This window comes from Chryseobacterium capnotolerans (assembly GCF_021278965.1).
Lineage (GTDB): Bacteria > Bacteroidota > Bacteroidia > Flavobacteriales > Weeksellaceae > Chryseobacterium > Chryseobacterium capnotolerans.
Genome location: NZ_CP065589.1, coordinates 1,445,998 through 1,460,108, shown reverse-complemented (window position 1 = coordinate 1,460,108; position 14,111 = coordinate 1,445,998). Strand labels below are relative to the sequence as shown.

The 14,111-nt window shown below is 33.6% G+C and carries 12 protein-coding genes, 1 tRNA gene and 2 pseudogenes; 3 read left to right on the top strand and 12 right to left on the bottom strand.

Annotated elements, in window-relative coordinates; genetic code table 11:
• Nucleotides 1-81 precede the first annotated feature (81 nt).
• Nucleotides 82-1,566: a carboxylesterase/lipase family protein gene (locus H5J24_RS06775; RefSeq protein WP_232816151.1), complete on the top strand. Its 1,485-nt coding sequence runs from the start codon at nucleotides 82-84 to the stop codon at nucleotides 1,564-1,566.
• A 111-nt stretch (nucleotides 1,567-1,677) separates the two neighbouring features.
• Complete coding sequence (locus H5J24_RS06770; protein WP_068943832.1) at nucleotides 1,678-1,974, top strand: hypothetical protein; 297 nt, start codon at nucleotides 1,678-1,680, stop codon at nucleotides 1,972-1,974.
• Between the two features lie 434 nt (nucleotides 1,975-2,408).
• Here H5J24_RS06770 and H5J24_RS06765 read toward each other — a convergent pair whose 3' ends face one another.
• From H5J24_RS06765 to H5J24_RS06745, 5 genes and pseudogenes are all read right to left on the bottom strand, one after another.
• On the bottom strand, nucleotides 2,409-2,882 hold the full coding sequence (locus tag H5J24_RS06765; RefSeq protein ID WP_141395700.1) for a hypothetical protein: 474 nt from the start codon (nucleotides 2,880-2,882) through the stop codon (nucleotides 2,409-2,411).
• Between the two features lie 232 nt (nucleotides 2,883-3,114).
• Nucleotides 3,115-3,315 carry a T6SS effector amidase Tae4 family protein gene (locus H5J24_RS25505; protein ID WP_068943834.1) on the bottom strand — a complete coding sequence of 67 codons (201 nt, stop codon included), beginning with the start codon at nucleotides 3,313-3,315 and terminating at the stop codon, nucleotides 3,115-3,117.
• A gap of 127 nt (nucleotides 3,316-3,442) precedes the next feature.
• Nucleotides 3,443-5,478 (bottom strand): annotated as a pseudogene (locus H5J24_RS06755) (recombinase).
• A 13-nt stretch (nucleotides 5,479-5,491) separates the two neighbouring features.
• Nucleotides 5,492-6,135: pseudogene (gene mtgA, locus H5J24_RS06750) on the bottom strand (monofunctional biosynthetic peptidoglycan transglycosylase).
• A gap of 43 nt (nucleotides 6,136-6,178) precedes the next feature.
• Nucleotides 6,179-7,225, bottom strand: coding sequence for an ABC transporter substrate-binding protein (locus H5J24_RS06745; protein WP_068943837.1), 1,047 nt, complete (start codon nucleotides 7,223-7,225; stop codon nucleotides 6,179-6,181).
• 59 nt (nucleotides 7,226-7,284) lie between these two features.
• Here H5J24_RS06745 and H5J24_RS06740 point away from each other — a divergent pair.
• Nucleotides 7,285-7,358: transfer RNA gene (locus H5J24_RS06740), tRNA-Arg, on the top strand.
• 92 nt (nucleotides 7,359-7,450) lie between these two features.
• Here H5J24_RS06740 and H5J24_RS06735 read toward each other — a convergent pair.
• From H5J24_RS06735 to H5J24_RS06710, 7 genes are all read right to left on the bottom strand, one after another.
• Nucleotides 7,451-7,696 carry a helix-turn-helix domain-containing protein gene (locus tag H5J24_RS06735; protein ID WP_346729963.1) on the bottom strand — a complete coding sequence of 82 codons (246 nt, stop codon included), beginning with the start codon at nucleotides 7,694-7,696 and terminating at the stop codon, nucleotides 7,451-7,453.
• Nucleotides 7,697-7,748: 52 nt separating this feature from the next.
• Nucleotides 7,749-8,189: a transposase gene (locus H5J24_RS06730; RefSeq protein ID WP_232816149.1), complete on the bottom strand. Its 441-nt coding sequence runs from the start codon at nucleotides 8,187-8,189 to the stop codon at nucleotides 7,749-7,751.
• 633 nt (nucleotides 8,190-8,822) lie between these two features.
• Nucleotides 8,823-9,356: a hypothetical protein gene (locus H5J24_RS06725; RefSeq protein WP_068943841.1), complete on the bottom strand. Its 534-nt coding sequence runs from the start codon at nucleotides 9,354-9,356 to the stop codon at nucleotides 8,823-8,825.
• 34 nt (nucleotides 9,357-9,390) lie between these two features.
• Nucleotides 9,391-11,733, bottom strand: coding sequence for a hypothetical protein (locus H5J24_RS06720; RefSeq protein ID WP_068943842.1), 2,343 nt, complete (start codon nucleotides 11,731-11,733; stop codon nucleotides 9,391-9,393).
• Between the two features lie 514 nt (nucleotides 11,734-12,247).
• Nucleotides 12,248-12,520 (bottom strand): helix-turn-helix domain-containing protein, encoded by a 273-nt coding sequence (locus H5J24_RS26160; protein WP_429832336.1) that lies wholly within the window; start codon nucleotides 12,518-12,520, stop codon nucleotides 12,248-12,250.
• A 212-nt stretch (nucleotides 12,521-12,732) separates the two neighbouring features.
• Complete coding sequence (locus H5J24_RS06715) at nucleotides 12,733-13,032, bottom strand: hypothetical protein (RefSeq protein WP_232816148.1); 300 nt, start codon at nucleotides 13,030-13,032, stop codon at nucleotides 12,733-12,735.
• Between the two features lie 121 nt (nucleotides 13,033-13,153).
• Nucleotides 13,154-13,795, bottom strand: coding sequence for a tetratricopeptide repeat protein (locus H5J24_RS06710; protein WP_232816147.1), 642 nt, complete (start codon nucleotides 13,793-13,795; stop codon nucleotides 13,154-13,156).
• Between the last annotated feature and the right edge of the window lie 316 nt (nucleotides 13,796-14,111).

Sequence of the window (14,111 nt, the reverse complement as noted above, 5' to 3'; positions counted from 1 at the left end):
ATTTCATCTTTAATTATTTTTTTTGTTTAATTTAATTTCCCAAAATATTTCTACCTTGTAGTATACTTTTTTACAATTATTATGATGGAAACATTACACACAGTTACTACTCAATATGGAGATGTTAGTGGTATCAAAACCGAGAAAGGCATCCTGACATTCAAAGGCATTCCGTATGCAACCCCGCCAATTGGTACAAACCGTTTTCAACCTCCAAAACCTCCCACGCCTTGGACTGGCATAAAAAAGGCTACAGAATATGGACCTACTCCACCTCAGTTAACGCCTAAAGAAGGACCATTTGCTGGATTATTACCCAATGTTGTAATTCCGGGAGACGATTATTTGAACCTTAATATCTGGACTTTAGATACCGTTGAAAAAAAACCGGTTATGGTTTTTATTTATGGAGGAGCTTTTACTCTTGGATCAGGAGCTGTACCAGGTTACGATGGCAGTAATTTTGCACGCGATGGTGTTGTTTTAGTTACCTTCAACTATAGAATAGGCATTGAAGGATTTTTATGGTTTGGCGATGGGGTACCTAATCTTGGTATACTGGACCAGATTGCTGCTCTAAAGTGGGTTCGGGACAATATTGCCAACTTTGGCGGTGATCCTGATAATGTTACTATTTTTGGTGAATCTGCTGGTGGAATGAGCGTTTGTACATTACTTGCTATAAAGGAAGCGCAAGGTTTATTTCGAAGAGCGATTGCCGAATCAGGAGCAGGACATTCGGTAATTAGCCCGTCATCTGCAAAGCTTATTGGTACAAGACTTGCAGAAATACTTGGCGTTGCCCCAACACGAGAAGCCATTGGAGAAGTAAGTCTTGAAAAAGTTTTTGCTGCACAGGGGCAACTGGGGTCTGAAATTCTTGCAAAGCCTTTAGTGGAGCTATGGGGTGAAGCTGCCTTCAACTTAATGCCTTTTGAACCGATAATTGATGGTCATTTACTTACCGCTTCACCAATAGATTGCATCGCCAATGGAGCCAGTAAAGAAATAGATATCCTTATTGGTACCAATAGCCAGGAATTTAGATTATTTCTTGTCCCTGATGGGATTCTATCAAAAATTACAGATTCCGCTTTGAATATTTCCGCTTCGGCTTATGGATTATCCGCAGAAGCGATCCAGATCTATCGGACAAATCGTTCAGATAGTTCTTCTGGTGATGTGCTAAGCGCTATTATTACAGATTGGTTTTACCGTATCCCAGCGTTGCGGATTGCGGAAAAACATGGCAATACGCATGTGTACGAATTTTCATGGGGCTCTCCTGCATGTGACCATTTACTTGGTGCCTGTCATGGTATCGAACTTGCTTTTGTATTTGACAATCTTACCGAGCCAGGTTTTTCCAATATGCTAGGTAATCATCCTCCACAACAATTAGCTGACACAGTTCATAAAGCATGGGTGGATTTTGCGGCAAGCGGCAATCCCGGTTGGGATGTTTATAATACTAATAACCGTGTATCGATGCGTTTTGATGTTGTGTCACAAACTACTGTTGATGACAGAGCTGATGAGCGTTCTACATGGGATGGAATCAGGTAATATATTGACATTAAGATTAATTATGCTGTTTTTTTTTAAAAAACCCATTTATAAAGATTGATAAGCTGCTTTTATTTATATGAAAGAAACTGGCAGCAGAAAACCTACTCTATGAAGAAGAATAAAAAACGTGAATTTCAATCCTCAGAACTTGTAAAGTCATTTGCAAGAATCTATGGCTTTGAAGATAAACTTGTAGCTTTTGACATTAAGGATTTTCTAGAAGAGTATCTTGATCAAAGCCTGTTCACTGAGATCAAAAGTGTGAACATTGAAAGTAAGTGTATTATTATTAAAATAGATTCACCTTTGTTAAAGAATGATTTCAAAATGCGAAAAAGTTTTTATCTGAAGAAGTTTCAGGATAAATTTGGCGAGGATAAGTTTGATGACTTACAAATATTATAAAAATAGTTAAAATACTTCACGGATAATTGATATATTTAGAGTCTATAAATAAATTCAAATTACCATGAAAAAAGTACTTACACAAAAGAAAGTATCAAGAGAAAATTTAAAAAAATTCAAGGGGCGGGACGAATGGTTTGCTGTGCTTTATCCTGTGCAGATCTTACAACATGCGCTTTTTGGGAACAGTTACCAGCAGAGTGCCCGGATTTACCTTACTGTATATAATTCACGTTATTACATCGTATAGAAAATGCTACCGTTTTGGCAGCATTTTTATTTTTATTAATATTCTTCCGATTTATTAGAAACTTCTAAAAAATAGAATTGGCTAACCATAGAGTTTCGATCACATTTTTATTGCAGATACTCATAGTGAAAGATAAGTTTAATAATCTTCAGGTATTTTGTAAGGTAACATTCTATCAAAATGTCTAATTCTTATATGTTCCTGAAGCAAAACCCCAATAATCTTTTTCATCAATCCCAGTTTCTGGATCAATTGGGCTATAATTTTTTAAAACTCCTGCTAGTTTTATACTGTCATTTTTAAATAAAAGTCCTTGAATCTCAGTTCCAGTAATTTTACCCAGATTATCTTTTTTAGTTTCTCCTAATATGATGATTGCTTTTTGAACATTGAACTGTGGATATGCATACGAAGTTACTCTCCCATTGTACCTTAAAAAATAACAAGGAGGTTTGACTTCCAAACCTTCTGAGAACTTATATGTATCTGAAGTAATTTTTATTTTGCCCACTCCATTATCATCTATTAATTCGAGTAACATCCCATTAATTTTTGCCGTATCTGAGACTACTATTTTGTGATTATCCTTCAATATATCTTTCTTATCCCGACAAGCCTGCAAACATACAATCATAATAATATAAATTATTGTTCTCATATCAAAAGAATTTAAATTAATGGCCAGAACCATATTTCAACACCCAAAGATAAATAATTAACAGATCCAGCTCTCAAAGAAATTCCATCCCATAAATCGATGTGATCTGTTGCTCCCAATCATCTTTGATGAAAATTAAACCTTTATGTTTAAAACTTTTACTATTCATTTTAGGATATTTTTTTCTTGAAAGTTTTAAGGTATTACCAAATATCTCAGGGTGTTTATCCACCTAATTAGCCAATTCCTGAGCTCTTAAAATATGTCTAAATTTATCATCATGTTTTTCCCAGCATCTTGCTCCTGAAAAAGAACTTAAATCTACTCCTGATTTACTAAATGCTTCACTCATCCGTATTGCACATTGATTGGGAAATTCTACAACATTACAGGGTTTAAAAGTCCCAGGATGATTTTTTCCATAAAATATCAAATCTTACCATATCGAAATAATTATGCCATCCAAATTAATAAATTATATTTAAATCACATAGTAGAGAGATTAAATTCAAAAAAAACCCAGAATAATTTCTAGGATTTTTATATCTAATTATAGTATTCTAATGATCCTGCTCTTCAGATTTATTAGAAATCGTACTGCTCATCAGATCATCAGCTTTTTTATCTAGCCCTGAACGCAGTGGCAGGAAGAATTTTAACGGATGTTTTATGAAATATTTAAAAATCTCCTTATAGATCTCACTTACCTGTCCGAAGTTCATCTTTCTTGATCTGAAGGCCAGAAACATAGATAAACTGAAACTTACCAGAAAGTTGAAGAAACCAATTAAGAAAACCGTTATAAAGGAAATCCAAAATGTATAGGAATCTACAGAGAAATCTTTTCCATACAATCCTAATGCAAAATTCCCGGCAGCAAAAGTAATGTGTCTGATATCTAGATCAAGCCCGAAGAATAATCCTACAGGTGCCGTAGCACCAAGGAAAACCCCGAACCAGAAATTAGAAACAATTCCCGGCCAGTTTTTAGCATAATATTTTGATAATCCTTTTGCGAATTTCTTCCCGAAAAAGCTTCTGATAGAAAGATTTTTGGCTATTCTCTCCGGAATCTGGTAGAATACTGAGTTGTTCCCAATATTTCCTGAAATAATCCCTGAAATAAAAAGGTAAAATCCTGCAATACTTGCGTGAAGAATGGCTTTGGATTTAAATGGATCAAGATCTTTTAATAGCTTATCTGATCTGTCAATAGCAAGGTTTTGAGAGAAGAATACGTCCAGCCCATAAATAATAGCAAGCGCTACCGGAAATGCCAATAAGACGTTTCCTACGAAAGCAATAAACTGACTTCGGAATAGTTTAGATACAAGGTGGGCAAATTCAGTATTATTTCTTTGGCTGTTTCCTTCTTCAGATAATACTTTGGTCATGGTTGCGGCGGTCATTGCCGGCTGTTTTGTAGCTAGTGTGAAGCCCATCAGATAAATCATGACAAATCCCATCGCATAGTTCATGGAATATAGAAACGCGTGTGAAAAATCACTCCCTGGAATATATCCGTACAGCATTTTCAATACGCAGAGTGCTCCTACGATAATCCCACCACCACTCGCTTTATAGAACATAGTCATATATTCTTTCCTGGTGGAAGTAATATAATGAGTCCCTGTTTCTGCCGTGTGATTCGTGATAAGGTGAGAAATCAGTCTCGTACTGTCGTTGATTAGGTCCGCAATATTATTCTTGTGAGATTTGTAATTCAAAATATTGAATATCAACTGTTTAGATCTCACTAAAACATCTTCTTCATTGTCAATAATCAACAGTTGTACAATCTCATAAATTCTTTTCGTCTGCTGACGGATTTTCAGCAATGATTGATTAATCTTTCCTGAAATTCCATATTTTGCTGAATTTTTGAAGGCTATGTTCACAAATTCCAGACATTGCTCCGAATAAATCTTAATCTGCTTATAGCGGCTGTCTTTGGAATGAAGCTGTAAGTCAGGATCTTTAACCAAATCATCAGCTAAGGCTTCCAATTCGTTCTGAAGAGCCAAAAACGGATTGGAAAGATTCCTGTACTGAGGAGCCATTCTTACCACTTCCACTTCCATCGCCATTCCCGTCACCCTCCATGAAAGGATGTTCATTGAGAAGATCAGTTCTTTTTTTACATTAGGTTTAATGATAAAGTCTGAAGCTCCGATGAGTATCAGAAATTCATTCACTTCATTTTCCGGAAGGTTGTGAAGGTATTTTAAGTCCGATTTAGGTCTTAAACTTACATTATCAATCATATACCACACTGTTTTCTCATTTTCTACAGGTGGCAGAACTTTATTCAGAATTCTTTTTTAAGTTCCGGGAAGAAGGCATTTTCAGAAAGAATATTGGCTTCTGTTAGTGACAGATTGAATGGTCTTCCTTTAAAAATATTATGAATGTAATATTTGAAGTTTTCCGCAAAATTCGGATTGCTTTTAAGAAAATTAAGCACATCTGTAAAGTCTGCTCTTTTCACACTCTCCAGTAGCTCTGCAAAAGGTTCCAAAGAAAGGGTTTCGTTCTTAAAAGAAAAGTATTTTTTAAGAACTGACTCAAAATTTGTGCTGGAATTAAAGAATTTCATTAGTACAAAGATACTATTTCAAACTCACATTCCTCATCTGTCTCATGATCCAATTGTGTTTCTTTCTTAAATAAGGGGATGGATTCTTTGGATCATATTTCTTTGGATTCGGCAGTACAGCAGCAATCCAGGCTGCATCTGAGGTACTTAGATCCTTAGATGATTTACCGAAATAATATTGTGCTGCTGCTTCTACACCGAATACTCCCTGACCCATTTCAATGGAATTCAGGTATCTTTCAAGGATAATATCTTTGCTCCATACTTTTCAATAATGAAGGTATAGACTGCTTCAAGGCCTTTTCTTACCCAGCTTCTGCCCTGCCAAAGGAAGACATTTTTTGCCGTCTGCTGGGAGATCGTACTTCCACCTCTTATTTTTTTCCCTTTTTCGTTATACTTCATTGCTTTTTCAATGGCGGTATAATCGAACCCGTCATGATCAAAGAACTTTTGGTCTTCTGAAGCAATCACTGCTTTTTTTACATTACTTCCCATTTTATCATAGGAAATATAGTCTCTGTGTAATTTTCCGTACTCAAAAAGACCTCCTATCTGCGTAAGGGTAATGGGTGGATTGAAAAATCTTCCCCAAATGATAAAAACCACGTTCAGCACAAGAACGATGAAAATAAATTGTTTAATTCTTTTCCACATAACTTTATAAAAAGGAAAGGCAAAAATAAGCAAATAGTCCGATTTACTGCAATTCTTTCATATAAGTAAGCTGGTAATCCGGTAAAAGTTCAGGATGAAAGATTTTAATATAGTCTTTAAGGATCAAATCTGCTCTTACCACCCCACTTTCAAAGAAGTCGTTAGCTTTATCTCTCTCTTTTCCGGCCATTGTATACAGTTTACCGTTATTGAATACAGTCAGCTTTCCGTAGAAAGGATTCATCTTCAGCATTTCTTTTTTTGAAGTGTGATTTCCTGCATTTACCCAGTACTGAACGCCACCAGTCTTAGCAAAAACCTCTTCAAAGCTCATGGTTAAGGCTTTTTCATCCTTATTATCTTTCATAATATAAGCAGCATTAGCATCAGCAATATAGTGAGCTACGGAAGTATTTCCACCAGGAAGATACCAAACATCACCATACATTTCATTCGCCAGTACAACTGGTTTTTCTTTTGCCGTTAAGGCCAATTTCTTCAGATCATTATAATTTTTCTCTACTTCCTGATATTTAGCTTCGGCTTCTTTTTCTTTTCCGAAAAGCTCTCCGAACAGTTTTACATAAGCTGTTTTCTGCAATGGCTGCTGCTCCATATACTCATCCAGAAATATCACCTGAATACCATTGTTCTTCAGTAGCTGATAAGCATTATCGAAACTTGCAATATAATTGGTGAAAATCGCATCCGGCTTCATGGAAATAATTTTCTCCACATCATACTTCTGATCACTTCCTACATTCTGAATTTTTCCTTCTTTAATCAGATTCTGGATTTTTTCTGAATAAATATACTCGGGACTTGACACTCCAATGATTAAATTTTCAGCTCCAAGCTCTGAAATATACCCTGCCATACTTGCATTAAGCAGGATGATTTTCTTGAAAGGTGTTTGATTTTGCTTGAAATTATAGGTGAAATTTCCCGATTTCAGCTCCAACCTTCCATCTTGCTCTTTGTATTGGGTGCGATTTGAGATATTTGTCCAATCTGAGGACGAAATTTTTGATTCTCTTTTACAGGCAATTAGCGAAAATACCGTAAATAAAAGTAAAATTTTCTTTTTCATGTTTCAAAGAACGGAAAAAAGTGGTATATTTGCAACCGTTAAACAACAACATAACAAACGGCCTCGTGGCGCAACTGAATAGCGCATCTGATTACGGCTCAGAAGGTTACAGGTTTGAATCCTGTCGAGGTCACAAAAACCAAATAGCGTCAACTAGAAACAGTTGACGCTATTTTTTTATAATCTTTTTTTGAGATTATTTAAATCACAAAAATCAATATGAATTCATAAAAATATCTTTTTCCATTTTCCAATCGTATTACGGCTCATATTGAATTTTAATGCTAATTGTTTATTATTCAATTTATTTATTTTTTGGTAGTCAAGAATTTCTAAGATAGCTTTTTTATCATAAGACCGATGTTTCTGATTCAAAATAAAATATTCATTTCCCCTGAATATTCTTTGATTTAATTTAATAACATCCAGAGTTGATAGTGTTTTTTTATCTAATATAGATTTAAATTCCATTTTTCTCTCCGGATACCTTCTCTCAATCAAATCATTATAGATTCGACTGTAATCAGGTTTCAATATTTTTTTTGTATTTGTCTATCCATTTATGTAAAGTAGTTTTTGGAATTCTATAATCTTCTATTACCTGTTTTATAGTTTTATCTCCAGACTCTACAAGTTCTACGAGAAAATCTATAACCTCTTTTGTATAAATATTTTTCTTGAATACAGGTAAGGAATGCTTTTTACCGGATATCTCAGTTTGTTTAAGTGAAGCCGGCGGGGAATATAATATAAGATGCTGAGAATATAATCTGAAAAAATCGTACTCAAGAAGCTTAGACCATCTAAGAAGAGTTTCCGAATCTAAAGACGGTTGATTGTACATATTTTCAATTTCCTCAGTATTGATACTGAAAAAATTACAAATTCTTAAGATATCTATATTCGTTTCATTGACCCTTAATTTAATCAGGTTTCCTATATGTATGTCTTTATATAAGCCCATTGTTCTTATTTATAATTTTTGTTAATTCACTTTCTAAACATAACCGCTGAGCATTATTTAATCTATAAAACTTGAATGATTGGCTATGGAAATTAGACTTGTATACTTCTCCTCTTTTAAAGGATATCTTAAGATTTGTTTTAAATAAGGTCCTTTTCATTTTGTATTTAACAAGCCTTTGCTTTGGAAATTCCGTAAGCATCTTTGAATTATGGATGTGCTTTTTCATGAAAGGATGAGAAATAGCAATACTCAGAACTTCGCTTGTGCTGTCAATTTCAATTTTATTAGTAAAAATCAAATTATTAATTAACCAGATTATGATCAATGTAAACGAAATGATCATTAATAGTATTTCTGAAATATTATAAAAAACAATTGAAAAAAACAGATATAGAAAAGTAACAATGAGTAGAAAACAATTTATTATTAAAAATGCTCGTGCATGGCTATAGTTATTAAATTTCATGAAAATTCTATAAGGTTTTTGAGAGGATATTAAAAATGTTGCCTTCTTTATTTACTATATATATTGAAGTTGTGTTTTTTTTATTTTGAGGAAAATAAGAAGGCAATTAATTTTTATTTATCACTGTTGCTATTAAACAACAGTGATATTAATTGAATAATAGCTTAATTTGATGCCCAGAAAGACCAAACAGATCCATTAAAAAAAGCTAATCTTTTAGCACCAATTTTATTAATATACACCATCATGCCAGGTGAGGGACTGGGGATATTATTAACGTCGCTTACAATAGGTATAATCATCGCTTTTGTTACAGACTCCAATACTAATACCCCATCTGCAGAACTGGTATTAGATCCAATAATAACTTTTGCATTAGTATTTTCGATATCATTTGTTTGTTGAGTAAGAACCGTTCCCATGTTACCGTCTTTCCCACTTAGATCCTGCCAAGCCCCATTATAATATTTAATTCTTGCTTTTGAAGAGTTGGAAGCATCCAGCAGGAGTGTTCCAGGAGTAGCTGCACTAGGCAGACTTTTTACATAAGGCAGGATAATACCTTTATTATTTGTGTTTGCAAATTCTAGCAAAACGGAAGTTTTATTAGCTGCCGTTCCTATTGCATCACCAAAAATTACTTGAGCAAAAAATATTTTATATAGAAATATTGCACTTAGCATTATAATTTTTTTCATGTCTAATGGTTTAAATTTAAAAGAGGAATAATAATTACGGACAGGAAGGCGTAGAAAAACATTTCCAGGTTCCATCGCTATATATTTTCAAGCATTTTGCTGTAGTATCATATACCATCATTCCTTCTTGTGGGGATGTGATTGCAGATAACCCAGTGGTTGGAATCCTCGTAATCACAAAACCTTTGGTATTGGATTCTAAAACAGCATGTGCTGATTTTCGGACCATTGGCCAATTTCCATTATCGGCGCCAGCCCTTTGTTGTAGGGTTATACCAAATTTTGTATCTATACCCGCATTTGTATTTGTAACCGGATTATAGCAGGAGCAATTCCCTACATTTACTACTAATTTTGATTCGCTGACACAGCCACTTACATTAGTATGATTATAAATAATTTCCGCAGTTCCAGAGGCCCCATAAACGGCTGAAGCAAGTCCTGTATTAGGGTTAATTGTAATTAAGCCGGGATTATCTGAGCCCCAAACTCCTCCTGCCAGAGAATTTGTAAACTGGTATTGTGTAGGGTTATTACTCATATTGCTGCATATAGTTGTTAACCCGCCTGTCATTTCAACATTGGGTATCTCCGGAGGAGCCGGTGCAAAGGTGATATCATCAATGGCAATATCATTCCCATCACCTCCAACTGAGTTATTCTTTAAAAATATCTCTCCGGTTGTAGAAGTTGCAGTAAATGTAAAGCTATACCTCTTCCAGATAGTAGATGAAATATCTCCTGTATTAATAGAAGCCAATAAAGTTCCATTATTAGGATCTACTATTCCCATTGTAACATTTGGACGTATGGAGAATGACGGACCTAGATCTGCAACCCAAAAGGCAAATTCATACTTTGTACCTACAGATAAACCTGTAACTGTTTGCCTAAAGAAGTCATCTGTTGCATATGAAGCATTGAAAAGCGCAAAATAGCCATTAGGATCATTAGGAGTATGATTTAATAAAGGTGGCACCGGTCCACCAGCAAACCATCCGGCACTTGTTTTAGCTAAGGTATAATAGCCATCAGCCACTTGTCCGTTAGCAAAATAATGATATGAAGTAAATCCCTGTGCTGCATTTCCATAGGTAGAAGCACCTTGCCCAAAAGTTAAGATATAGTTGGTAGCACAAACAGCAGGTGTTACTATGGGATTTTCTAAAACATTACTATAAACTATATTAACCACTTCATTAGCAGAAACATTTATTGTAGAGGTGGAACTCGCCAAATTTGCAGAACTGTTATTAGTAGGATCATATAATTTGATATCACTATTATTCCATCCCGACGAAACTATCTCAGAAAGGCTGTAAACTCCTGCCGGAACCGGAATCATGATAGAATTACCATTTGTACTGGTTCTTACTCTTTCATCATCTAGCCAATCACCTGTTGATGTTCTAGTATAAATAGTATGCTGAATAAGGTTGGAATTATTTTTATTAATAGACCAAACCTGATCACTAACCCCTGCCGTAAGACCATATAGATTTCTTGACTTTGGGTTTGTAGTCCATGAACCATTGGCATACCGAGAGATAGTTGCACCATAATTTGCATATACATTATCATTATTACTAACGGCAACATCACGTGCGGTGTCTGGAGCATTACCTGAAGGTGCATTGGTAACGAGAACGGGCACTGCTGAAGAGGGATCCGAAGAAGATATTCTGTAAATATTCCCATCACCTTTGCTTTTTATAAAAACAACATCTCCTGTACCTGGATGTACATCTAATCGAAAAGGAAGACTAGTGCCATTATTCGTTACTTTAGAAAATACAATCCATGAGTCATTAGTTCCATCTCCTGTGTATTTGTAGATCATTCCATTATCACCCACCACGGCTATAATTCCTGTAGGCCCACCAGAGGCAACATCTACAATTCCTACATTAGAATGGGAAGCGGGTGACCAAATAACAATAGAATTTCCATTATTGTACAATCCCACATTACCAGATGCATCGGAATATACAGCAGTATTCTGCCCTATTCCATCTACAGATTTTGCATTAATAATTGAGGTTCCAAGCCAATTAGAGCTGCCCACTGGCCTTGTATAAATTGTTCCGGCAACAGTATGTACTTCTTGTGCATTACTACTATTATTGACTACACTCCATAATTGCCCTTCTCCAGCATCATGACTATTTCCTATATCAAATGAATTAAATCCCTCTGGTTTATCATTAAGGGTAAAATTGGCAACAGAATTGCCTCCGGAATCTGTTAAATTAAAATTAAAATTGAGCGAGGCTACTTCACTTATAGCCTTTTTGTGAACATAAATATATCCGTTTTGGGCCTTTATGTTTTTACCCAAAAGACAGAAAATAATTAGTCCGTAAATGTGTTTTTTCATTCCCTAGAGTTGTATTTTTTTGGTTTCTATATATATTAATTAGTGTTTTTAAAATGGTATTACTAAGACATGCGAAAGATATGTTTAATCCTTTTTCTCATTGGAACGTCCTTGTTTTTCGAGTAGATATTCGATCCTATTCCTAATTGGGATATAGAGATGTTATACAATACAAAATGTTCGTTTCTTCTAAAATTTTACGAGGCAAAACTAGTATTGATATTAGAGAATGAAAACAAAAACACTATAAAACAGCAGGAATCAAGATAGCTCAACCCAATATTAAAACATTGATAATCAATATATCTTAATTGTATAATAGCTTTTTTAAAGTATCATTAAAAATTTAGAATTTTGGAACAACTAGAATCATGAGTATGCTCATAATTCAGCATCAATTTAAAATTTGTAATTAAAAAGAGATAAAAAAATAACATGACAAAAACATCACTTAATCAGCAAAACTGAAAATGATGGTATAGATATTTTGATTAGAAAAGATTTTCTACTGAACTTAAGATTTATTTTTCTGTTCTTCAGTTAAAAAACTAATATACTGGCTGGGAGAAATATTCTTAATTGATTTAAAAATACTCCCAAATTGGCTATGAGAATTGTAGCCACACATATCAGCTAATACAGAAATCTTATATTGTAGTAAATGAGGATTATCGTGAAGTTCTTTCACAATATAATTGATCCGTTGAGTATTGATGTAGTTGTAAAAATCCGAATTCCTATATTTTTTTATAATGTAATTAAGATATTTCGTATTTGTTTTGAGCATTACAGACATTTGTGCAGCAGAAATTCCTTTAGTTGTATAAAGTCTTTTCTTTTCAAAAGCGTCCAGTTTTTTTAGAATTTCTCTTTCTGTCTCCTCGCTTATTAAGATTTTTTCCTTTGAGGGATCACTTTCAGTTGCTTGGGATTCTGAAAAAATAGTAGGCTCTGAAAGCGGATTTTCAAGCTCCTTAATGATTTTTTGATATCTTAATTTTATTTTTTATTCCTTGCTCTAAAAATAAAAATAGCACAAATGATCAATACGATGATAATAAAAATAAAAATGATAAGATTTAGCTTAATGTCTTCTTTCTTTTCTTTTATACTGTTTTTATCTTTAGTGGTTTCTTTTATTGTTAAATTTTTTGTAACTGTAATTTGAGAATTGGTAATATCAGAAATGATTTTCGAAAATTTTAATTGCTCTGTGGGTGTATCTATATTAGCTTGCAATCTATTCACTAGAATTTCTTTGATAACAATTCTATCTAAATTTGGCTGAGAATAAGCCAAGTCGAAGTTTTTTCTCGCCTCGGACAAATTATTATCTTTGACATTAATAAGTGCTTTATCCAATAAATAAAACTCATATAAGTTTATAGGAGATTTATCTTTAATTCTTTTGAGAGCAATTTCAGTTTTTTTCTAAAGTTTCTTTAGCTTCATCAATTCTACCACATCTAATTTGTTCATAACACAATTGCACCAGCATTCCAAAATCAAAAATATTCTTATACTCTGTGTTTGGTATTTTTCTGATATGCTGAATGTATTTTTTTCTGCTATCTGCTGCTTTACAAAAATTGTTATCAATATCAAAAATTTTTGCCTGAACATATAATAAATTTGCAGTCTTAATAAATGGGCTTGATTCCTTATCAAGCTCTTTTACCAATTCCCACGTTTCCTCTGATTCTACTATTAGTCCTGCTCTTCGGTATGAATTTATAAGTGAATATAATATCGTTATTCGATTTTGGGTAGAGTCGGTTTTCTTTATAAGAGAATCTGCTTTTTGCAAAATTTTTACAGATTCCAAATAATTTCCTTGTCCATACAAGCAATCACCCAAATTAGAGTAAGCAAGAGCCTTTTCATAGTCATTCTGTGCGTATTTAAGCATATTTTTTGCTCTTGCCAACAGCTTATCCGGACTATATGATTTATCATAGTATTGTTGATAGAATAATTTTCTCTTATTTACATTAATTTTAGTTTGAGAAGAGACTTGTATAAAAAGGAAAAGAGTACCCAAAATTAATAAAACCCTTATCATTTTATATTTAACCTTATATGTTATTTGCATACTCCACATAAATTATAGAAAATAGTTTTATTACCATTATCTTCTTATTGTTTAAGCTATGTTTTTTTTAAATATTAGCTGACCAAAACTAATATTTAAAAACCAGATTTCAAAGTATAAAGGATGATATAATAGGGTAAACTTCCCTGTTTTTCAGACGAATTAAAATTATTAAATTTAGTTTGTTAAACCTTATGAAAAAGAGCAAGTTTTCAGAACATCAGATTATCAATATTCTCAAAGAATATGAATCTGGAAAATCAACAAAAGAAATTTTGTGATAGAA